This window comes from Acinetobacter sp. GN11 (assembly GCF_054823985.1).
Map to the genome: position 1 here is coordinate 1 of NZ_JRVL01000156.1, position 22,586 is coordinate 22,586.

At 37.9% G+C, this 22,586-nt stretch carries 16 protein-coding genes; 13 read left to right on the forward strand and 3 right to left on the reverse strand.

Going from position 1 to position 22,586, the window contains the following annotated elements; all coding sequences use genetic code 11:
* The 10 genes from NL42_RS13770 to NL42_RS13815 form a co-directional block, all read left to right on the forward strand.
* A partial coding sequence (locus NL42_RS13770; RefSeq protein WP_461313160.1) for an LLM class flavin-dependent oxidoreductase occupies positions 1 to 900 on the forward strand: 900 nt, incomplete at its 5' end.
* Positions 901 to 917: 17 nt separating this feature from the next.
* On the forward strand, positions 918 to 1,910 hold the full coding sequence (locus tag NL42_RS13775) for an ABC transporter substrate-binding protein (RefSeq protein WP_267530507.1): 993 nt from the start codon (positions 918 to 920) through the stop codon (positions 1,908 to 1,910).
* A 2-nt stretch (positions 1,911 to 1,912) separates the two neighbouring features.
* Positions 1,913 to 2,476, forward strand: coding sequence for a cysteine dioxygenase family protein (locus tag NL42_RS13780; protein ID WP_151826821.1), 564 nt, complete (start codon positions 1,913 to 1,915; stop codon positions 2,474 to 2,476).
* A 1-nt stretch (position 2,477) separates the two neighbouring features.
* Positions 2,478 to 4,067 (forward strand): rhodanese-like domain-containing protein, encoded by a 1,590-nt coding sequence (locus NL42_RS13785; RefSeq protein WP_461313161.1) that lies wholly within the window; start codon positions 2,478 to 2,480, stop codon positions 4,065 to 4,067.
* A 323-nt stretch (positions 4,068 to 4,390) separates the two neighbouring features.
* Positions 4,391 to 5,548: an AMP-binding protein gene (locus NL42_RS13790; RefSeq protein ID WP_461313162.1), complete on the forward strand. Its 1,158-nt coding sequence runs from the start codon at positions 4,391 to 4,393 to the stop codon at positions 5,546 to 5,548.
* Positions 5,549 to 5,560: 12 nt separating this feature from the next.
* Positions 5,561 to 6,352 carry an ABC transporter ATP-binding protein gene (locus tag NL42_RS13795; RefSeq protein WP_461313163.1) on the forward strand — a complete coding sequence of 264 codons (792 nt, stop codon included), beginning with the start codon at positions 5,561 to 5,563 and terminating at the stop codon, positions 6,350 to 6,352.
* A 41-nt stretch (positions 6,353 to 6,393) separates the two neighbouring features.
* Positions 6,394 to 7,275, forward strand: a complete 882-nt coding sequence (locus tag NL42_RS13800) for a branched-chain amino acid ABC transporter permease (protein ID WP_252612892.1) — start codon at positions 6,394 to 6,396, stop codon at positions 7,273 to 7,275.
* A gap of 3 nt (positions 7,276 to 7,278) precedes the next feature.
* A complete protein-coding gene (locus NL42_RS13805) occupies positions 7,279 to 8,349 on the forward strand; it encodes a branched-chain amino acid ABC transporter permease (protein WP_461313164.1) in 1,071 nt (356 codons plus the stop codon).
* Positions 8,350 to 8,392: 43 nt separating this feature from the next.
* Positions 8,393 to 9,790 carry an ABC transporter substrate-binding protein gene (locus tag NL42_RS13810; protein ID WP_005305859.1) on the forward strand — a complete coding sequence of 466 codons (1,398 nt, stop codon included), beginning with the start codon at positions 8,393 to 8,395 and terminating at the stop codon, positions 9,788 to 9,790.
* A gap of 17 nt (positions 9,791 to 9,807) precedes the next feature.
* Positions 9,808 to 10,587 (forward strand): ABC transporter ATP-binding protein, encoded by a 780-nt coding sequence (locus NL42_RS13815; RefSeq protein WP_461313165.1) that lies wholly within the window; start codon positions 9,808 to 9,810, stop codon positions 10,585 to 10,587.
* Between the two features lie 68 nt (positions 10,588 to 10,655).
* Here NL42_RS13815 and NL42_RS13820 read toward each other — a convergent pair whose 3' ends face one another.
* Positions 10,656 to 11,732: a sigma-54 interaction domain-containing protein gene (locus NL42_RS13820; protein WP_461313166.1), complete on the reverse strand. Its 1,077-nt coding sequence runs from the start codon at positions 11,730 to 11,732 to the stop codon at positions 10,656 to 10,658.
* An 83-nt stretch (positions 11,733 to 11,815) separates the two neighbouring features.
* Positions 11,816 to 13,012 carry an acyl-CoA dehydrogenase family protein gene (locus tag NL42_RS13825; RefSeq protein ID WP_461313167.1) on the reverse strand — a complete coding sequence of 399 codons (1,197 nt, stop codon included), beginning with the start codon at positions 13,010 to 13,012 and terminating at the stop codon, positions 11,816 to 11,818.
* A 485-nt stretch (positions 13,013 to 13,497) separates the two neighbouring features.
* Here NL42_RS13825 and NL42_RS13830 point away from each other — a divergent pair, with 485 nt between their 5' ends.
* Positions 13,498 to 14,559 carry a sigma-54 interaction domain-containing protein gene (locus NL42_RS13830; RefSeq protein WP_461313168.1) on the forward strand — a complete coding sequence of 354 codons (1,062 nt, stop codon included), beginning with the start codon at positions 13,498 to 13,500 and terminating at the stop codon, positions 14,557 to 14,559.
* Between the two features lie 186 nt (positions 14,560 to 14,745).
* A complete protein-coding gene (locus NL42_RS13835; protein WP_461313169.1) occupies positions 14,746 to 19,902 on the forward strand; it encodes a DUF4011 domain-containing protein in 5,157 nt (1,718 codons plus the stop codon).
* A gap of 132 nt (positions 19,903 to 20,034) precedes the next feature.
* Here the strand turns inward: NL42_RS13835 and NL42_RS13840 are convergent, their stop codons facing one another.
* The gene (locus NL42_RS13840; RefSeq protein WP_461313170.1) at positions 20,035 to 21,435 is read right to left on the reverse strand and encodes an MFS transporter; all 1,401 of its coding nucleotides are present in this window, start codon (positions 21,433 to 21,435) and stop codon (positions 20,035 to 20,037) included.
* A gap of 130 nt (positions 21,436 to 21,565) precedes the next feature.
* Between NL42_RS13840 and NL42_RS13845 the strand changes: the two genes are divergently transcribed.
* Entirely contained in the window at positions 21,566 to 22,276 is a 711-nt protein-coding gene (locus NL42_RS13845) for an ArsR/SmtB family transcription factor (RefSeq protein ID WP_252612907.1), read from the forward strand.
* The last annotated feature ends 310 nt before the right edge of the window (positions 22,277 to 22,586 follow it).

Genomic DNA, 22,586 nt, shown 5'->3' on the forward strand with positions numbered 1-22,586 from the left:
GCACATACGTCTAAAATAAAATTTTTACTAGCACATCGTCCGGGCTTTGTTTCTCCAACATTGGCAGCCCGTAAATTGGCAACCTTGGATCAGTTGACGGATGGACGTTTAGCACTACATGTTATTTCTGGTGGGAGTGATATCGATCAGAAGAAAGATGGAGATTTTTTAAATAAACAGCAGCGTTATGCACGTAGTGCCGAGTTCATCGAAGTTGTACAGAAAACATGGTATAGCCAGGAACCTTTTAGTTATGAGGGTAATTATTACCATGTAGTAGATGCTTATTCTGAAATTAAACCATTACAAACACTTTTACCGATTTATTTTGGCGGTTCTTCAATAGAAGCTTTACAGGTTGCAGCAAAACAGGTTGATGTTTTTGCCCTTTGGGGAGAGCCTTTAGCTGGTGCTCAAGAACAAGTTGAAACACTAAATCAGTTAGCAATACAACATGAGCGCCAACTTGATTACAACATTTCATTTCGCCCAATTATTGCTGATAGTGAGTCCCTAGCTTGGGAAAAAGCGCAAGAAATTTATCAATTATCTAAAAAACAATTAGAAAATTTTGGCTTACAAGCTGCCAGAAAAAAACCACAAAGTACGGGTGGGCAACGTTTACTTGCAGCAGCGGGTCAAGGCGAACGTTTAGATACCAATTTATGGACAGGTATCACTTCTTTAGTTCAAGGCAGTTATAACTCTACGGCATTAGTGGGGACCCCAGAACAAGTTGCGGAGTCTATTTTGCAATATTACAAACTCGGCATTCATAGCGTATTGATACGTGGGTTTGATCCTGTTCAGGACGCAATTGATTATGGTCGAGAGCTATTGCCCCAAATCCGTGAAAAAACAGAAAAATATGATCAACAGCAACAGCTGATTTCGGCCTAATCAGAAAGGAAATAATAATGAATCACTATGGCAAAATTTTATTGGGCGTTTTTACAACAGCAATTTTAGTCGGTTGTACAAAAAAAGAGGCTTCACCTGAACATGCTCAGGCATCTGAAGTCAAAGCAAATAAGGGGCAGGTTGTGCTCAATATTGGTGATCAAAAAGGCAATATGCGTGCACAGCTTGAAGCATCTGGTGCTTTAAAAAATGTCTCATATAAAATCAATTGGTATGAATTTCCAGCTGCAGCACCAGTTGCAGAAGCATTAAAAGTAGATGCGATTGATATTGGTTACTTGGGTGATGCACCGTTTATTTTTGCCAATTCTAATGGCGGAACAGCCAAAGCTATTGCCGTGTATAAAGCAGATCCATATCCAGTTGCTATTTTAGTGCCGCAGAATAGTCCAATTAAGTCTGCCAAAGATTTAAAGGGTAAAAGTTTAGCATTTAATAAAGGCTCAATTAGTCATCTTTTAACTTTAAAGGCCCTAGAACAACAAGGTCTGAAGCCTGAAGATGTGACGTTTAAATTTTTACCTCCTGCCGATGGAAAATTAGCTGTTGCCAATGGTTCAGTAGATGCTTGGGTGGTATGGGATCCATATACGGCATATGCTGAGCTCAAGGATCATTTTCGTGTGGTGGTTAATGGCCGTGGTTTGTATTCAGGTTATACCTTTTTAGCAGCCACGGATAAATCTTTAAAGGATCAGAGCAAACGTGTGGCAATTCAAGATTTCATCTATCGTTTAAAAGAGTCACAAGCTTGGGCAGGACAACACGGAGATGAGTTTGGTAAAGCTTATGCCAAAATCACTGGACTACCAGAAGATGTGGGAATCAAAGCTTTTAAACGCCGTAATGCTTCGTGGGAGCCGATCGATAATGAAGTGATCAAAGTTTCTCAAGGAACTGCCGATTTTTATACCAAATATAAGCTGATTGATAAAAAGTTTGATGTGACATCTTCATTTGATACTGGTTTTAAAGTGGAGCAAAAATAAAGATGAGTCAGTTGCAACAAGTACTCCAGCCGTTAATTGAAAGAATTGAATATGGAATTTCACAGCAATTAGAAGATGTTGATCTCATACAATCTTTTATTCCAGAGTTTCGTAGATTGCTACATTTAAATGATTGGTTGCCAAGCTCTTATCGGCAACCGAACCCTGAACGCTATCAACAGTTTTTATTATATCGCGATCCGCAAGATCATTTTTCAATTGTCAGTTTTGTATGGGATAAGGGACAAACTACACCAATCCATAATCATGAAGTTTGGGGAGTCGTTGGTGTCCTGCAAGGTGAAGAAATCTCACAGCGCTATCAAAGAAATGCATTAGGGCATTTTGAGATCACAGGTGAACCAGATCATTTAAAAGTTGGCGAAATTGATTTTTTTACTCCAGCTTCGGGTGATGTGCATCAAGTGAGTAATGCGCTGTCCGATCAGGTTTCGATTAGCATCCACATTTATGGTGCAGATATTGGCAAAGTAGAACGCTATACCTTTGCTTTAGATGGCACAGCAAAGCGTTTTATTTCAGGTTATTCAAATCAGGAACATTAATATGACAACCAATATTCAAACTTATCAAGATATCCGCAAAAAGCTATTGGCTGGTCAAGAAATCGCACTAATTGATGTACGTGAAGAAGATCCATATGCTCAAGGTCATCCTTTGTTTGCTGCCAATATTTCTCTTTCCAAATTTGAAGTAGAAATTCTCAATCGAATACCTCGTCTGTCTACTGATATTGTTATTTATGACAAAGGTGAGGGCTTGGCAGAACGTGCCTATCAACAGTTACAAGCATTAGGCTATCAGCAGATTTCATTATTGGATGGTGGTTTACAAGGCTGGAAAGATGCAGGCGGTGAAATTTTTATTGATGTCAATTCAGCAAGTAAAGCCTTTGGTGAGTTTGTTGAACATCATAAAGGAACGCCCTCACTGTCAGCTCAAGAAGTCAAAAAATTAATTGATGATCAGGAAAACATTGTCATTCTGGACGCTCGTCGTTTTGATGAATATCAAACCATGAGTATTCCGGGCGGTATCAGTGTACCTGGTGCTGAATTAGTACTCCATGCTAAAAATATTGTTAAAGATGAAAATACTAAAATTATTGTGAATTGTGCGGGGCGTACACGTAGTTTAATTGGTACACAATCATTGATTAATGCCAAGATTGGACATGAAGTCTATGCTTTACGTAACGGTACGATTGGTTGGACATTGGCACAGCAACAAGTAGCTTTAGGACAACACCAACAATATACTAATTTTGCTAATAAAAATAATCCATTAGGCGTATTAGAGAATGCCAAACAATTAACCCAGCAGGCTGGTGTAAAAACGATTAGTTTTGAACAACTACAACTATTCCAACAACAGAGTGAACGCACTACCTATGTTTTTGATGTACGGTCAGAAGAAGAGTATATACAAGCGCATCTACCCAATAGCCGTTGGATTGGTGGTGGGCAACTAGTTCAGGAAACTGACCATTATGCGAGTGTACGCGGTGCCAGAATTGTACTCATTGATGATCAACTCATCCGTGCTTATATGACTGCCTCTTGGTTGGCGCAAATGAATTGGGATGTCTACGTACTCGATGCAGATTTTCAGAAAATATTTACCGAACAAGGAGGATGGAAACCAGTTGTTCCGTTGTTGCATATAAAACATCGGATCACACCTGAACAATTGCAAGGATGGTTAGATGTCGGTGAAGAAGTCACTATTCTGGATTTTACAACTAGTGCAAACTATCAAAAAGGGCATATTCCTACTGCTCAATGGGTATTAAAAGCAGATATTGAACGACTGTTTAATGAGAAAAAAATTCTAACAAACCATAAAATTGTTGTGACTTGTGGTACTAGTCTGTTAGCACAATATGCAGTATCTGCTCTTCAAGCCAAAATTTCAGAAAATGTTTATGTCTTGGAAGGCGGTAATCAGGCATGGGCAAAAACTTTCGTTTTGGAAACTGATAAACAGGTTTACTTATCGCCCCGTATAGATCGGTATAAACGCCCTTATGAAGGAACGGATAATTCTATCCAAGCTATGCAAGACTATTTAGAGTGGGAATATGGATTAGTTGCCCAACTGAATACAGATGGGACGCATGGTTTCTTTGTAGTTTAGTTAAATATTTAGCTAAAATATTGATAAAAATAATAATAGCTCTTTTAAAACGAAGAAGAGCTATTATGAAAATCAAAAATATTAATCAAAACTTATTCTTGAAATTTCACTAAAAATGTCTCTTTGTAACCAAGTAATAACTGTTGCCTGAAAAACAGTTATTCAACAATAAACTATCACTTTTATGCACAGATAGAGAAAGATGTTTTTATAAGCTATTGAAAATAATTGTAAAAATATTTGGCATGTAAATTGAAATATAACAGCAATATTTTTTTATCTCATCGTTTAGCAATCGACGTTATGAGGGGGGTATTGCAAAAATGTCAGATTATTCGCAAAGTCTTATTTCACTGTTGGCATACCACGCAACAGCACGTCCAGATGCAATTGCATTAAGACATAAAAAGCTAGGTCTGTGGCAGCAGTGGTCATGGAAAAATTTACTAGAACTTAGCGAAAGATACGCGTCTGCGCTTTATGAGTATGGTTTTCAAAACAAGCAAACTTTTCTTATTGTCAGTGCTCCGAATATTGATGTAGTTGCTATTAGTCTGGCTATACAGGCTTTAGGTGGCGAAGTTCAATTGATTGACCAAAGTGTTGATACATTAAAAACAGAAGACTTTTTACGACACCTTGCGATTTTAAAGCCAGATTATATTCTCGTAGAAGAGCTAGAGCAGCTTGTTTCAATTGAGACATTACGTTATCACCCAATTTATATTTTTTATATTGAACAAAGCAAATTAAGTACATTTGAATATGACTATGTTGTATCTGTCGATAAGTTATTAAAAAATTCCAACGAGAAATATCGTATTGATTTTAAAAAGACTCAGCTCGAACCTGCACAAATTGCTTTTAGCTTTGAACGGATTGAATCTAATCAACGACTGAGAGTGCAATATTCTCATCAAGATTTGATTATAGAGGCCAAACATTTGGTTCAAAACCACCACCTAGATCATCAAGAGGAAGCATTTGTCACACGTGCTTTTTCAAGTGTTGGTCACATTCGTTATCTATGGTCATCATGGCTACTTGCAGGTTTTAACTTAAATATTCCTGAGACCTTAAATACTCGCGATCAGGATAGACAGATTATTTCGCCAACATTGATTTTAGGGACCAATGAAACCTATGCCCGTGTTGAGCAGTTAATTTATAACCGCTTACCAAGTGATAAATGGCTTGCCAAACATTACTGGCACGCACTTCAAAAACAGAAAAATGAAGAAAAATTATCTTTGATTGATAAGTTGAGCTTTGCCTTATTTAAGCAAGTCATTTTAGAAGAGTTGGGTTTTTCACATCTTAAAGTGGCTTTAACAGTGGGGCAGCCTGTAACGCTTGCAACACGAAATTTTTATCAAAGTTTAGGTGTGAAGTTACACGAATGGGGAGAATATGCCGAATGGCAAAGTACCCAATTGGACAATTCGCAGCTTCATTCTTTGCCCATAACAACAATAAATTAAGGAGGGGAATATATGTCAGTATCATCTGTGGTATTGCTAGAACTTAAGGCGATTGATTTATCTTTTGGCTCTTCACAAGTACTCAAGCAGCTTAGCTTAGAGGTGAGAGAGGGAGAGATTTATTCTTTAATTGGTCCCAATGGGGCCGGCAAAAGTTCGGTAATTAATATTATTAATGGTATTTATCAGCCGCAATCTGGTCAGATCATTTTTGCTGGGCAGGTTTTGCATAACTATAAGGCAAAGCATGCACCCTATTTAGAAATTGCGCGCACCTTTCAAAATTTAGCACTCTTCAAGCAAATGTCGGTATTGGACAATGTCTTAACTGGACGAGTATTAAAAAGTCGTCACTCATTGCTAGGTGCATTATTGTCTTTACCAAGCACTCAAAAAAATGATGATTTACAGCGTCTTAAAGCTGAAGAAATTTTAAAACTGTTGAATCTACAAGAATACCGAGACCAATTGGTTAGCTCATTGTCTTATGGTTTGCAAAAACGTGTGGAGTTGGCAAGAGCATTGGCAGCAGAACCTCAGTTTCTGCTTTTAGACGAGCCAATGGCTGGAATGAACCATGCTGAAAAACGAAGTATTGCCAAGTTTATTCAAAAGATAAATCAACAGTTAGGTGTAACCATTTTTATGATTGAACATGATTTGGCTGTCGTAATGGATATTTCCGACCATATTGTGGTGCTGGACTATGGAAAAAAGATTGCAGAAGGCACACCACAACAAATTCAAGAACATCCCGAAGTGCTGAGCGCATATCTAGGGATGCAAACGCTTGAAGTGCATTGAGCATATATAAATAAATCAAAAAATAAGAGGTTGCTTTTTCTATGTCATTTTTTCTAGAAGTCTTGTTGGGTGGTACGTTGGCAGGTGTCATGTATTCATTGGTTGCCATTGGGTTTGTTTTGATTTATCGGGCATCGGGTGTGTTTAATTTTGCACAAGGTTCTTTGGTTTTATTTTCAGCCTTAACTTTTGTCAATTTAACTGAACGTGGCATTCCATTTGTGGTGGCTTTTATTGTCACGCTATTTGTCATTTTTGTGCTGGTTTTATTGATTGATGCATTGATTTTAAAACATTTAATTAATCGCTCTGTCATTACATTGTTCATGGCAACTCTAGGTTTGAGTTATGTCATTGAGGGATTAGCTCAAACTGTATGGGGAACACAGGTTCATGGTTTGGACTTGGGGATTTCCGATGCACCCATCAATTTCTTTGGCATCATGCTGAGCAAGTTTGACCTGTTCGCAACAGGTATTGCTGGAACATTGGTCATTGTTTTATCCCTTTTATTTAGTAAAACCCGCTTTGGCATTTCACTACGTGCAGTTGCTGATGATCCTTTAGCAGCACAATCTGTGGGTATCCGGTTAAATCATATCTGGATATTGGTTTGGACTGTGGCAGGGTTTGTTGCATTGGTCGCTGGGTTACTTTGGGGCGCACGTTTAGGTGTTCAATTTTCACTTTCATTGGTAGTGCTTAAGGCATTACCTGTGCTCATTATTGGTGGTTTTACTTCGATTGCAGGTGCGATTTTAGCGGGCTTGATTGTGGGAGCAACCGAGAAACTAGCAGAGATTTATTTAGGCGGCATTATTGGCTCGGGAATTGAAAACTGGTTTCCATATGTGTTGGCGATTCTCTTTTTATTGGTATACCCAACTGGTCTGTTTGGTCAAAAACAAGTGACGAGGGTATAAGCCATGTTTCTATTTAGCCAAACTAGACAATACGTACAGCAGTATCAAGATGAGAAGCGCATTTTTCGCCTTAAAGAGCATCGTATTCTATTTATTTTTGGACTGTTGATTGCTTTTCTGTTCGTTCCATTTGTCGGGCCAGATTATTTATTCAATGCCATTTTAGTCCCTTTTCTGGTATTGGCACTTGCTGGATTGGGGCTCAATATTTTGACGGGTTATACCGGACAACTTTCTTTAGGTGCTGCGGCTTTTATGGCAGTGGGCGCATTTGCAACATATAACTTAGAGCTGCGAATTCCTCAGTTGCCATTACTGTTTAGCATTTTTCTTGGTGGCGTAATTGCTGCTTTAGCTGGAGTTGTGGTTGGTTTGCCAAGTCTTCGAATTAAAGGTTTTTATTTAATTGTTTCGACCTTGGCTGCACAGTTTTTTGTGCCGTGGTTATTCACGCAGTATGGCTGGTTTACCAACAATAATGCTTCGGGGGTGATTACTGCTCCTCGTATGGAAATATTGGGTTATTCCATAAATAGCCCAGTCGGGCACTATTTATTGACCTTAAGTATTGTTGTGGTTCTCACTGTTTTGGCTCGCAACCTGATCAATAGTCAATATGGTCGTAATTTTCGTGCTGTACGAGATATGGAAACTGCGGCAATAACCATCGGCATTCCAGTGAGCCAGACTAAATTACTGGCCTTTGCGATCAGTTCATTTTATCTCGGTATTGCGGGGGCACTTTGGGCTTTTGCTTATCTTGGAACCATTGAAGCAGATGGGCTAGATCTTAATCGATCATTTCAAATTCTATTCATCATCATTATTGGTGGATTAGGCAGCCTAACTGGCAGCTTTTTGGGCGCCGCATTTATTGTGCTGTTGCCTATTTTATTGAGTGTTTTGGGGCAAGCTGTTTTCGGGCAGGCTATCGATCAAGCACTACTACAGAATCTACAAAAAATTATTTTCGGGGCTTTGATCATTTACTTCTTGATCAAGGAACCAGAAGGATTAAGCCGTTTACTACGTAATTTGTATCACAGATTAAGAAAATGGCCATTACGTTACTAATTGTTTTAACAACACTTTTGTCTGTTTATTTAGAGATTAATTTATGAAGTTATTTAAATCCTTGTGGTTTTGGCTGGTGGTTATTGCCATCGCTTTAGTCGCTATTGTGTTTGTCACGAAAAAAGACAAACAAAATCCACCTGAGCAAAAACAACAAGCTGCAACTGAGCAGCAAACACAATTGTCGGATAAAAATGCCCAGTATTTCCCTTTACAGAGTTATCGGGTTGGCCCTTATGCTGCTGGGGGAACGGGCTTTTTCGGGGGCTTTATTGACTACATGAAAGCCGTCAATGCCAAAGGTGGTGTGAATGGCGTGAAGCTGGTGTGGTCTGAGTGTGAAACCGAGTACGTAGTAGAAAAAGGGGTAGAATGCTATGAGCGTTTGAAGAATGGTTTAAATGGAGCGCCTGCTGCTGCAACCAACCCTTTATCTGTCGGTATCGCTTATGCAACTTTGGAGCGTTCAACAAAAGATAAATTACCGTTGATTACTATTAATCATGGGCGTACAGATTCTACGGATGGCCGTGTTTTCCCATACGTGTTTCCATTGCAGCTCAATCCATATAGTGAAGTATCTGCAATTATTAATTATTTAGGTCAGCAAAGCGGTGGCTTGGAAAAATTAAAAGGTAAAAAAATCGTGGTTCTATATCACGGTTCTCCTTACGGCAAAGAAACTATTCCAGTCATTGAGATTTTATCAAAAAAGTATGGCTTTGAAGTAACCAACATTGAAGTACCGCATCCCGGTAATGAGCAACAATCTCAATGGTTGAATATTAGACGGATTCAACCGGATTGGGTCATTCTTCGTGGTTGGGGTGTAATGAATCCTGTTGCATTAAAAACTGCACAGAAAGTGGGTTACCCAACCAATAAAATTATTGGAAATATCTGGTCAAACTCAGAAGAAGATGCTGCCCCAGCAGGTGCTGCGGCAAATGGTTTCATTTCAATTACGACTCATCCATCAGGAACGAATTTCCCTGTATTACAAGAGATTAAACAACTTGTTGTTGATAAAGGTCAGTCAGATCTTGCCGATAAAAATCGTTTCGGTACGGTTTACTATAACCTAGGTGTGGTAAACGGTATTTTGAATGTAGAAGCAGTACGCGTGGCACAAAATAAATTTGGTAAACGTCCGCTTACTGGTGAAGAGGTCCGTTGGGGCTTTGAACATATCAACTTAACTGAAGCACGTTTAAAAGAACTTGGTGCATATGGTTTGGTACAGCCTTTAAAACTATCGTGCCAAGACCATGAAGGTGGTGGTGCAGTACGTTTCCAACAATGGGATGGTAAAGAGTGGAAAGTAATTAGTGATTGGGTACAAGCAGATCGCAGCTTATTACGTCCGATTATTGAACAATCTTCAGAAAAATATGCCAAAGAGCAAGGCATAAAAATTCGAGATTGCGCAACTGAAGAATAAGATCAGGAGATGACCGCATGTCTAAATCATTAAACAGTATCAAACCTGAAAGTAGTGAACCATTGTTAAATGTCGATGATATTGAAGTCGTATATGACCAGAGTATTTTGGCAGTTAAACGAGTGAGTTTAACTGTTCCTTCTGGTTCTATTGTTGCATTGCTTGGTGCCAACGGAGCTGGTAAGAGTACAACTTTGAAAGCAATATCACAGTTGATTTTTGCTGAAAATGGACAAATTCACCGTGGCAAAATTGAATATCAGGGTGAATCCATACTTGGGAAAAATCCAAGTGATATTGTCAAAAAAGGTTTGGTGCAAGTCCTTGAAGGACGTCATTGTTTTACACATTTGACTGTTGATGAAAATTTAAGGACAGGCGGTTTTATTTCGCATCATTCGGGTGCCAAACTTTCAACTGCATTAGAAAAAGTTTATCAATATTTTCCAAGACTTGCTGAAAAGAAGCAGACATTGGCTGGTTATCTTTCCGGTGGTGAACAGCAAATGCTTGCCATTGGTCGGGCATTGATGACAGAGCCAAAGTTGGTTTTATTAGATGAACCTTCAATGGGGTTAGCTCCTAAGATTAGTTATGAAATTTTTGAATTAATTAAGTCGCTCTCTGAAGAGCAAGGTGTGAGTTTTTTAGTTGCCGAACAAAATATTCGTTTGGCACTTGCCTATACTAATTATGCTTATGTCATTGAAAGCGGTGAGGTCAAAGTTTCTGGACAGACTCAAGTTCTATATGAAACTGGACAAATTCAAAAAGCATATTTAGGGGAGATTGCTTAGTTTTTTAATAGCCAGCCATCAATCAAATGATCGATGGCTGATTTCATATCAATAGATAAAAAAATGATTTATTCGCCGCGTTTATTTACAACCAACTCACCTAAGTCAATAAGTCGAGAACGAATGACATTACGACTTAAACCTAACATTTGTGCAGTTTTGACCTGATTTTGGTGACAATAATGATAGGCGATTCGTAATAATTGGTCTTCAAATTGTGCATAAACCTGACCATCATTTTGCTGAAATAACTGATGAAAAACTTCTTTTAATTTGGGATTTATGACGGGTTCACTTACTTTTTTCTCTTGAAGTTTATTTTGATTTAGTTGAGTTGGCGGTTGAATCAATGTGAGATCATGACTTTCAATAATGCCATTTTGGCAAATTAATAGCGCATGATGGATCATATTTTCTAGTTCACGAATATTACCAGGCCACCAATAATTGCTAATTTTTTCTTTTGCAGCATCGGAAAAATCGGCTTTTTCATAGCCAAGCTGAGCATGATATTTATCAATAAAGTGATAGGCGAGAGGTAAAATATCTCCTTTTCGTTCACGTAAAGGTTTGATGTTTAAGGTAACTACATTAAGGCGGTAATATAGGTCTTCACGAAACTGATCACTAATAATGGCTTGCTCTAAGTTTACATTTGTTGCTGCCAATACTCTTACATTGACTGGAATACTTTTGCGAGAACCCAAGCGAACCACTTCACGTTCTTGTAATAGTCTTAGAAGTTTAACCTGAATCCGTTTAGATAAATCCCCGATTTCATCAAGCAATAACGTCCCACCGTTTGCAGCCTCGAACCATCCGGCATTGCTCGATAATGCCCCTGTAAATGCACCTTTTTCATGGCCGAAGAGTTCGCTTTCGACAAGTGTCTCAGAAAAAGCACCACAGTTCACGGCAATAAAAGGTTTATTACGCCGTTTACTGTGGTTATGAATTTGTCTGGCAATGAGCTCTTTACCTGTACCTGTTTCCCCATGAATTAATACACTCGCTTCGCTGGGTGCAATCTGCTTGATATATTCAAGCAACTTTTTCGATTCTGGGTCGTTAAATACCTGTGCCGTAGCTTTATGCGAGTCACTGCGTTGGGTAATTTCAGGTAGCGTAACAATATTATGCCGCATCTAATATAGTTCTCTCATTTATAGCAAATTGTTTGGAGGTCGGTTCATATCGCTTATTCCTGAGTATTCACTTGTTGATGATGTTATGAATAGAATGACGCTTTGGGATAAAGATCATTCAAAGCCCAAAGTCCTAAATCTTGCAGCTTATAATCCACTGGGTCATGTAAGGTTTGTGTTCGTACATTGCGCCAGAATCGGTCAAATCGTAATGATGCCTGAGTTGCTCTGGCTCCTGTCACCTCAAAAATACGATTGGTAATGTCCAGACTTGTACGCGTTGCTGCCACTTTTGCTGTTGCTACGGCAATCGCAACTTCACCACGTTGTTGTTCTGTCAGGTTTTCGGCAATGTCCCATGCTTCTTGTAATTTGGTGATCGCATTTTTGTTTAATAGACGTAAGGCCTCTAGTTCTAACCAGAACTCGCCATAGTGTCGCAAGATGTAAGGGTCTTGGTCTGCATGTTCCACATCAGATAAAAACCATGCACGTGATTCAGTTTTTGTATAACGTTTGGCTTCAAGCATTGCACCTTCGGAAACGCCCAAGAACATATTCACAAAAACCAATTGTGCAATTAAAGGTCTTAACGTTGAAAATGGTGTACTTAGTGGCCCTGGGTCAAGCAACATATCTTTTATTTCAACACGAACCCGTTCGAAAATGGAACTACCACTGTCTGTTTGACGTTGTCCAATATTATCCCAGTCATGGTAAAGCGTAATTCCTGAGCGTGAGGTTGGTACCGCTGCAATTAAAAGATTTCCAGTTTTTTCATCTACTCCTGATGCAATAAGCATTTCTGAGTCAAGCGCACCCGAGCAAAAACTTTTTTTCCCGGAAAATTCGTACCAGTCATCTTGTTTTTTTACGACGGTACGTTTGTCGAGTGGGTTTAATGCATTTCCCCAAAACCACGATTTTTCAGCCGTGAGCTGGTACCAACGCTGCCATTGCTGTGAATTACCAAATAAGCGAACCGTTGCTAAAAGCAAATGATGAAAACCAAAAACATGAGCGAGTGAGCTATCAGCCTGAGCAAAAATTTTGACAACATTAAAGATGTCTTTCCACTGACCGGACAAGCCACCAAATTGCTCTGGAATGGATAAAGAAAGAAGACCACTTTGACGAATTAAATCACGTTCATGTTTAGGAGTACCGCCAACTTTATCTCTTTCTATAGCAGTTTGCGCAAACTGCTGAGCCAGAGACTGTGCAACAGGAATAACATCAGAAAGACTACGAATACTGTGGTTCTGATTAAAAACGTTCATACTTGCCTTATCCTTTATTTATCTATTTTTGACATAATTTAAGACTTACTTTCACGATGTGGCGTGAAGAACAAATAAATAATTGGTTGGTGCTTCAATTAATTTATAAGTTGTTATAGCTAGATAAATCATAAGAGATCAACCAAACTAAAGTCTCATAGCATGCAGCCAGCAAACACTATGCCAATAAAATATTTATTAAATTTCAACAGACTGTATCTTTTTTCTCATGTGGCAGGTTGGCTTTAAATTCAAAGTGTTGATGTGCTGTTGCATAAACAACACTATGCTTTTGGAATGTTGCCTATTTCACATCGAGTACTCTAAATGAGCAAATAATTAAATTTAATATTATTTGCACTTAATATTATTGGTATTAGTTATCTAGAAAACTTAGATTAAGGTACGCTTTTAGCTATTTTTCTGATTTAAGAAAAAGTACTCGTTCAGATTGATTTCATCCACTTTAAATTTTGGAGATTATTATGGATATCGTCAAACATCCCGAATCTCGCCAACTCGTACGTACGGTTAAAGCTAGTGCATATGTATTTGAAGATCAAAATTCAAAGTGTTTAATGTCTTATGTTGAACAAATAGCACCAAGCGAAGCGTCCGTTTTAATTATTGGTGAAACAGGAACAGGCAAAGAACTGGTTGCTCGAAAGATTCATGCTTTATCTAATCGGAAAAATAAACCCTTTATTGCTGTAAACTGTGGTGCTTTATCTGATACGTTGGCTGAAACAGAGTTGTTCGGTCATGAAAAAGGAGCTTTTACAGGAGCTATAAGCCATCAGATCGGGTGGTTTGAAGCAGCGCATGGCGGAACCATTTTTTTAGATGAAATTGGTGATTTATCACCAAGCATTCAAGTGAAGCTGCTAAGAATTTTACAAGAAAATGAAGTGGTTCGGGTTGGTTCTCGCCAGACCAAAAAAATTGATGTCAGAGTAATTGCTGCAACGAATATTCGATTAGAAGAAGCCGTATATGCAGGTAATTTCAGAGAAGATTTATATTTTCGATTAAAAGTTGCATCGCTCCATGTTTTACCACTTCGACTACGAACTGGTGATATTTTGCCTCTAGCACAGCACTTTATTTATGACTATTCGCAGAGTCTGAATAAGAAACCGTCTATGTTAAGTGAAGAAGCTCAACAATTGCTCGTTGATTATCATTGGCCGGGAAATATTCGTGAGTTGGAAAATGCAATTCATCATGCATTGCTCATTTGTAAAAATGGGGTGATTCAAAGTTATGATTTCCAACTTTCCGGTTTCAAGCATAAATTACTCACTTCCGAATATGATTTTTCGATTTATCGCAACTCAAATCAAACTTTAAAACAATTGCTGTTTAGTTGGTTTGAACAAGGAATCGAAGATTTAAATGAGCAATTAGAGGCAGAAATTACAGAAGCTGCCTATGAATATTGTCATCATAATCAATTGCATACTGCAAAATTACTAGGAATAAGCCGAAATGTTATTCGTGCAAGATTGATTAAACATGGTTTATTGTCTCCAAATATTCGCATATAGATCGTGCTTATTTTTTGTATCAACCCAAAATTACCATGTGATTTTGGGTTTTATTTTCTTACCCAAGAAAGATTTAATATTGTTGTTTGTTTAATTTCAAAATAAGACATATATCATTTACTATTGTGACTTTAGTTTTTAAGCACGTCTTTAATTAGATTTAATAAAATAGATAAGGGGGCAATAGTGCCAGAAATTGATAATAAACAACAACCTAATCCTGAATATTCATTAAAAGTTGATTGTGCATCAGCTTTGAGTTTCGTTTTACAGCAAAATTCAGTGCCCCTTATTCGACAAATTCTAATCTCTTCAACTGAAACAATTTCTGGCTCACGAGTTATTATTCGCTCTAACCCTGAGTATTTCAAAGAACATACCATCCATATTTCAAGCTTAGAAAGTGATCAAGTCTTAGCTCTAGATAAACCAAAATTAGCTTTTGATATTCAAATGTTGCAAGAGCTACCTGAAAATATGAAAGGGAGTATTGAAGTACTCTGGTTGAATGAAAAAGAAGAAGTGCTGGCAGAACAGCGGTTAGAAATAGATGTATTAACTATTGATACTTGGGGCGGAGAACGTCAGCCAATTGAGTTGTTGGCGAGTTTTTCACAACCTAATTCTTCAGCACTCAGCCCAATTTTAGTTAAAGCGAGTGAGATCTTAAAAACAAAACAACTCGGTTCATTAAGTGGATATCTAGACCGTGATCGCGACTCTGTTCTATCTCAGTTGAATGCACTATGGGATTCTTTGTTACCACACGATATTCATTACATTGTGAGTCCAGCAAGTTTTGTTAAATCGGGACAACGAATACGTTTAGCAAAACAGATTTTTGAAGAAAAACTGGCGTGCTGTTTAGATACTACAATGTTGTTAAGTGCCTTGGCTGAACAAATTGGTCTTGATACGTTAATCATTATTGAAGAAGGACATGCCTATCTTGGTGTTTGGTTAAATGAAACCCCAAATGTTGATTTAATTATTGATGATATTCAGGCATTAAGAAAACGTTATGATTTGGGTGAGATCGTTTTTATAGAAACGACGTTACTTACACAACAAGCAAAATTCACTTCCGCACTTGAAACTGCAAGACAGTATATTAAGGATGAATCTCGTCAGAATAAATTTTATCTTGCAATTGATGTTCGTCAGTCTCGATTGCGTGGTATTAACCCCATTTCTGCACATCTGGAAAAGAAGAATCACCTAGATGAAACAGAGATTGAATGGGCATCTGCATCTATTCCTAATTACGATGTTGACCGTTCTGTTGAAAGTAAAACTACAAGGGTTGATCGTTGGTTACGTCGATTATTAGATTTAAGTCTTCGTAATAAACTCTTAAATTTTAAAGATAATCGTTACAGTATTCCTTTACAGTGTTCTGAGTTAACACTTAGCAAACTTGAAGATGCATTGGCAAATCAGGAAGGTTTCTTATTTAAAAGTGTTGATAGTATTTCGCTAAAAGATGTGCAGCGTGACAATGAAAGCCAACATATTGATCAGTACGTTGATGAAAGCCTTTCTAGAAAATTATTATTTAGCCCTTTAGATACCCCCTTATTAGAAAAGCGCCTGATTGAGGTTTATCGTGCTTCACGTACTGCATTAGAAGAAGGTGGAGCCAATACATTATTTCTTGCGGTTGGTTTTCTTGAGTGGAAAGAGTCAGAACGCTCGAAACGTACTTTTAAAGCCCCATTACTACTTATTCCTGTACAGATTACGCGTGAGACGGCTAAAACAGGCTATCGTCTATTTATGTACGATGATGAACCACGTTTTAACTCCACTCTATTACAACTATTAAGACAAGACTTTGAACTTGATATTGCTGGCTTGAATCCATTACCAACTGATGACTCCGGTGTAGATGTCAATCAGGTTTTACATATTGTACGGAAGGCGATTGTAAATATAGCAGGATGGGAAGTAAAAGCTGAGGCTGCTATTGGTCAATTCTCATTCTCTAAATATTTAATGTGGCTTGATTTGTCTTCACGGATGGATGAACTGAAAAATCAAGCAGTAGTAAATCATCTAATAGAATCCCCAAGGGAACCTTTTATTAAACAAGATGAATTCCCTCAACCTGCTCAATTAGACCAACAATATAAGCCACAACAATTATTTACACCTTTATCGTCTGACTCTTCGCAGTTAGCAGCAGTCATGTCCGCAGCATTAGGACGCACCTTTGTATTATCAGGTCCTCCTGGTACAGGTAAGTCACAGACCATTACCAATATGATCTCTCAATGTTTGGCGGATGGTAAATCTGTGTTATTCGTATCTGAAAAAATGGCTGCTTTAGAAGTCGTTTATCGCCGTTTGACACAAATTGGCTTAAGTGAATTGTGTTTGCAGTTACACTCATCCAAATCCCAAAAAATGGAAGTATTAGATCAACTGAGAGAAAGAGCGCAGAAAAATAATGATCCTTACTTTTTAAGTGCTCAACCTAAAACAACAGAGTGGCAGAAACTTTCAGATAGATTAATTCAAACACGAGATGAGCTGAATCAACATGTAAAAAATCTCCATACATCACACCCTATTGGCTGGAGTTTGTATGCCGCAATGAGTGATGAACTTCGATATCGGGATACACCGCATTTACGTTTTCCTGATATCAGTATTGCGACTTTGACGGCAGAAAAACGGGAGCTAATGAGTGAGATAGTGACACAAGCTGTAAGTTTACGTCAGCTCGTCAACGAAAATGCGAAAGATGTATTGAATGGTTTTGCCGAAGGTTTAGTTGAACCAATTTGGAGTTTGGCATGGCAAGAAAAGTATCAAATATTACAAGATCAACTTGTAGACCAGATACAACGTTTGCAAAATTCAATGTCTGCTTGGCAAGAGGTCTTTGAGTTTGAAGAAAAGCAAAATCTGAGTCAGGTTAAACATGATGTTTCTATTTTTAAAGCATTATCTGATCTCGTTCAGCAAACCGATTTAAAATTATTAAGTATTATTAAAGATTTAAATTTAGGAACAATCACACAAGCGAAACAAATAGTCCAAGATTTAAGACAACAGCGTTCTTCATTAGTTGGCCAATACCAATCTCAAATTTATCAAGCAGATTTAAGTCAAATTGGTTTTAAATGGCGTGAAGCAGAATCAAAAATTTTTCCATTCTCATGGTTTGCTAAGTTTCAGTTGAGAAATTTGCTCAAAACTTATCAAAGCTCAACTCAACGTCCTACAGCTTTGGCTGTTGCACATGACTTGCCAATTTTGCAACATATCCAAAGTCAACAAAGACAGTTCACTGAATGTGAAAATCAGTTGGCGAGTAAACTTGGTCCCTACTGGCAGAGTGAAGAGAGTACGTGGGAAAGTTTTGAAACTATTCATAATCAGTGGCAAGAAATTAAACAGATAGTTTCTTCAAAAATTACTGATCAAGCAACTTTATTAAAAGCTGTGGAATTTAGTAAAAATAATAGTTTGGATGAAATAAAACAAAACATAGCTCAAGTGGAAAATACATTCAGTCAATTGCTGAATGATCATGCACTAAAAAATGATGCTCAACTTACTCCATATCTAGATATTAATTTTAATGAAATTCTCGCAAGACAGCAGCAATTACAACAATACAGTTCATCTTGGAGACATTGGTTAAATTGGCAAGCTATAAAAAGCCAGTTGATTCAACATGGGTTAAAACCGTTGGCCTTTGAACTCTTAGATACTCCATTGGAGTTGGATGCTGCTTTAAAGCGTTTGAATATTAATTTAGCGAGGCACTGGATTACTCATCAATTTAGTCAACATCCAGAATTAAATCAGTTCAATAGTCAGCAGCATGAGCAGAAAATCCAGACTTTTGCACAGCAAGACAGAGATCACCAGCTTGCTGCTAGTCATGAGATTATTCATCGTTGGAATGCTATTTTTAGTGAACAAGATAAACATAAGGCTCAGTGGACTGTTCTCAATAAAGAATTAGGTAAAAAGCGCCGTCATATTCCTGTACGCGAATTAATGCGTCAGATTCCTGATGTGTTAGTTGGGCTAAAACCATGTTTATTAATGAGTCCGTTATCAGTTGCTCAATATCTGGATACAGAAGCAAAATTTGATGTTGTGATTTTTGATGAAGCATCACAGATTCCCGTATGGGATGCGATTGGTGCATTAGCGAGAGGTAAACAGTCAATTGTGGTGGGTGATAATAAACAAATGCCGCCAACAAGTTTCTTTGGTAAAGGAGATTCTGAAGAAGAGGTCGATGAAGAAGTAACCGAAGATTTAGAAAGTATTCTGGATGAATGCCTTGCTGCTCAGTTACCTGAGTTGGCTTTGAACTGGCATTACCGCAGTCGTTATGAAAGTCTTATTCAGTTTAGTAATCAGAAATACTACAAAGGTGGTTTATTTACTTTCCCCGCACCTGTTGCTAAGGATACGGCTGTAAAATTGCATGTGGTTGAGGGTGTATACGACAAAGGCGATACACGTACCAATGCGAATGAAGCTAAAGCAATTGTTGAATTTATTATTCAGCATTTACAGTCACAGTTAGGGCAAGAGAACCCTCTGACCCTAGGTGTTGTCACTTTCAATATGACGCAGCAAAAGTTAATTGAAGATTTGTTGGATAATGAATTGGCAAATCATCCTGAGTTAGAGACATTGAGCAAGTCAGGCATTGAACCTTTATTCGTTAAGAATTTAGAAAATGTGCAAGGAGATGAACGAGATATTATCGTTTTCTCAATTACCTATGCTAAAGATCAAGATGGTCGCTTATCAATGAATTTTGGTGCGTTAAACCGTCAAGGTGGTCAGCGCCGTCTAAATGTAGCAATTACTCGTGCCCGTCAAGGATTACATGTTTTCTCTGCCTTGAGTCCAGAAGAAATTAATTTGGCACGTACGAATAGTGAGGGTGTAAGAGATTTAAAAGACTTCCTGATTTTTGCTCGTAGTGGTCAGTTGCATTTAAATTATACGGATCAAGGTAAACAGCAAACTAAAAAAGAATTTGTACAGTACCTACAAACTCAGCTACAAGAACAAGGTTGGAGTGTGGATCTTGGAATAGGTCAGGGTGATAGCTGTGTAGATTTAGCTATTAAGGATGATTTGAATTCGGGTAGTTATATTGCTGGTATTATAGTAGATGGTGAAAACTATGCTAAAGCAGCTACAGCACGAGATCGAGATCAGCTGAGACCAACGGTTTTAAATGGATTAGGCTGGGAGGTCTTATCTGTTTGGACGGTGGATTGGTGGTTAGATCCAGAACAAAACTTAACTAAATTTGTAAAAGTATTAGAAGAGATAAAAGCCAATCAAAATGTTGCTTAAATTATATAGAAACAGGTAAGGAGGCTTATTTGTTTCTGTATTTTTGAAAAATTGATATCTGACTGAGAGGAAGCCGGTTATGAGATTTGAATTGCTCTAGGCTAATTTTGAATCTATCTCATTAGTGTAATGCTATAACATTGAGATGCGTCTTATTGTTTTAAAGGCAATAATAGTACATATAATTTGAATTATCCCACCAATTAAGATTGCTAGCTGTAAACCATTTGTACCGCCATTCATTATGGTAAATATAGTTCCAAGAATAGCAACACCGATCGTCGCACCAAACATACGGGCAGCATTAATAAGCGCACTTGCAGTTCCAGATCGCGCTGCGATAGTTGAGCTAATCGCAATATTCATTAAGGGGCCAGTGGCACATCCCATACCTAGACCAGTCAAAATTAAACCCATTTCAGTGAAAATAATTGATTGAAAATTAGCACTTGCAGAAATTAAAAATAATCCTGAGCTAATAATTGCACTTCCTCCGATAGCCATTGTTCGTAGGCCATAGTGATGTGAAAGTGTACTAGAAAATGGAGAGACGATAGCAAATACGAGTGCCATAGGGATCAGGGCAACTCCTGCCATGGCAGTACTAAACTGACCGGTAGTTAGCCATGTTAGTGGTAATATGAACAGTACACCATACATGCCAAAAGTCATACCAGCTGTTGCGATCATTGCACCACGGAATGAGGATGAACTGAATATATCCAATGGTATTAGTGCTGCTGAGCCTTTCTTTGCTTCTACACGAATAAAAAGAAATAGCGTAATTAAGGCCAAAGCGAATGCGAAAATAGCTGTTTTCGGCGCTATATGAAACTGGATGGCAGCAAAAGCTAAGGACCCAAGTGAAACTGCACCTAAAATCTGAGCAAGTCCATCAACCTGTCGTCCTTGTGGATCAGATGATTCCTTTATAGAGATAGGGGAAAAAGCTAGAGCGGCTATACTGATAGGAATTACGATAATAAAAATACTTCGCCAACTGAAGTGGCTGATGAGTAATCCTCCAAGAGTTGGTCCTATTACAAAAGCTAGGCCATTACAGGCTGCCCAAATGCCAAGGATACGTCCACGTTCAGTAGCTTCAAGCCAAGTGACTCGAATAATTGCTAATGATGCAGGTATGAATAAAGCTGCTCCAAGTCCTGCTAATGATCGGCCAATTATTAGAATAAAAGCAGAAGGAGCAGCTGCACAAATTAAGGAAGCTATTGTAAAAATAGCTGCTCCTATCATGAATATAAAGCGACGACCATAGAGATCAGCAAGTAAGCCTCCAGTTAACAAAAAAATAGCATAGACCAAATTATAGCTATCTATAATCCACTGTAATGTGCTAACTCCAATGTTTAGATCACTCGCAATAGAATGTGTTGCAAGATTGATAATAGCTGTATCGATTTGAGCAACAAGAACAGCGAGACAAAGAGTTATTAATGCGAGTCTATGATGCTGAGGGGTTTTATTAGTTTCATTTAATTTTTTTGTATCGTTTAGATTATTTGGTGATTTCATTCTCATATCTGCAAATTTAAAACTTAATATTCACGAGTATATGGCTGGATTTGGGAAGATGCTTCGAGCAATATCGAAACATTGTCTATAACGAACTGGCTATTATTCTATCTTTGATAAGGAGATTGCAGTGCCAGCCTACTCGAATGTTATATCAACAGCTTTTTTAATTGCAGATCAGACACGTATGGCTATGCTTGTTGCCTTATTAGACGGGCGTTCATTACCAGCTGGTGAACTTGCTCGCATATCTGGAGTGACAGCTCAGACTGCTAGTTCCCACCTTACTAAATTATTGGAGGGTGGTTTAATATCCGTCGAAATGGAAGGTCGTCATCGTTATTATCGGCTCGCGGGTAGTCATATAGCACAAATTCTCGAATATCTTGCAGTTGTTTCCCCTGAAGTTTCAGGCAGAACAAAAGTATTGAGTCAAAAGGATCGCCAATTACGGTTTTGTCGCCGTTGTTATGATCATCTAGCAGGACAAGTGGGGGTAGCGATAACCACAGCTTTGGAAAATCATGATTATATTCGAGTAGTTGAAGATAAGCAGTTTATTGTTACATCATCAGGAATAGAATGGTTTTCCTCTATTGGTCTAAATGTCAGTTTAATTAAATCAAGTCGTAGAGGGCTTGCTCGACAATGTCTGGATTGGACAGAACGTGTTCATCATCTAGGTGGGCCATTGGGGGTACACCTCATGAATCATTTGTCAGTAATTGGTTGGTTACGTTATTCAAAATCGTCCCGTGCAGTACAAATTACTCAGAGAGGAATAGTTGAGTTGAACAAGCAACTCGGTGTAGATATAACATCTATTGATATTATTAATTAATTTATGTTCCTCAATATATTCTTAAACGAATCTAGTCAAGGGGTTAAAAGATTACTAAAATTATAGTTGTATACTATTTAAGGATGACAATTAGAAATGAAAAAGTAGTAAAGCAATTTTTAGGACCACCACTATTAAACTTTCATTTAATCCAATGTTAAAGTAATTAATTCTTCTAGGTTGAGTTTATGTTTAGATTTTTAACTAATTAAATACTTTAGGAGTATAGTAGTAATTATTAATCTATTTAAGCAATATCTTAAATATAATTATTTCGAATTTACTATTTTCGATACATAGAAAGATTCGC

Bases quoted from the DNA above. Each gene is read 5' to 3' on its own strand.
- NL42_RS13840 (WP_461313170.1), bottom strand. From the start codon at position 21,435: ATGAAATCACCAAATAATCTAAACGATACAAAAAAATTAAATGAAACT.
- NL42_RS13820 (WP_461313166.1), bottom strand. From the start codon at position 11,732: ATGCGGCATAATATTGTTACGCTACCTGAAATTACCCAACGCAGTGAC.
- NL42_RS13815 (WP_461313165.1), top strand. From the start codon at position 9,808: ATGTCTAAATCATTAAACAGTATCAAACCTGAAAGTAGTGAACCATTG.
- NL42_RS13790 (WP_461313162.1), top strand. From the start codon at position 4,391: ATGTCAGATTATTCGCAAAGTCTTATTTCACTGTTGGCATACCACGCA.
- NL42_RS13775 (WP_267530507.1), top strand. From the start codon at position 918: ATGAATCACTATGGCAAAATTTTATTGGGCGTTTTTACAACAGCAATT.
- NL42_RS13795 (WP_461313163.1), top strand. From the start codon at position 5,561: ATGTCAGTATCATCTGTGGTATTGCTAGAACTTAAGGCGATTGATTTA.
- NL42_RS13785 (WP_461313161.1), top strand. From the start codon at position 2,478: ATGACAACCAATATTCAAACTTATCAAGATATCCGCAAAAAGCTATTG.
- NL42_RS13810 (WP_005305859.1), top strand. From the start codon at position 8,393: ATGAAGTTATTTAAATCCTTGTGGTTTTGGCTGGTGGTTATTGCCATC.
- NL42_RS13805 (WP_461313164.1), top strand. From the start codon at position 7,279: ATGTTTCTATTTAGCCAAACTAGACAATACGTACAGCAGTATCAAGAT.
- NL42_RS13800 (WP_252612892.1), top strand. From the start codon at position 6,394: ATGTCATTTTTTCTAGAAGTCTTGTTGGGTGGTACGTTGGCAGGTGTC.
- NL42_RS13830 (WP_461313168.1), top strand. From the start codon at position 13,498: ATGGATATCGTCAAACATCCCGAATCTCGCCAACTCGTACGTACGGTT.
- NL42_RS13825 (WP_461313167.1), bottom strand. From the start codon at position 13,012: ATGAACGTTTTTAATCAGAACCACAGTATTCGTAGTCTTTCTGATGTT.
- NL42_RS13780 (WP_151826821.1), top strand. From the start codon at position 1,913: ATGAGTCAGTTGCAACAAGTACTCCAGCCGTTAATTGAAAGAATTGAA.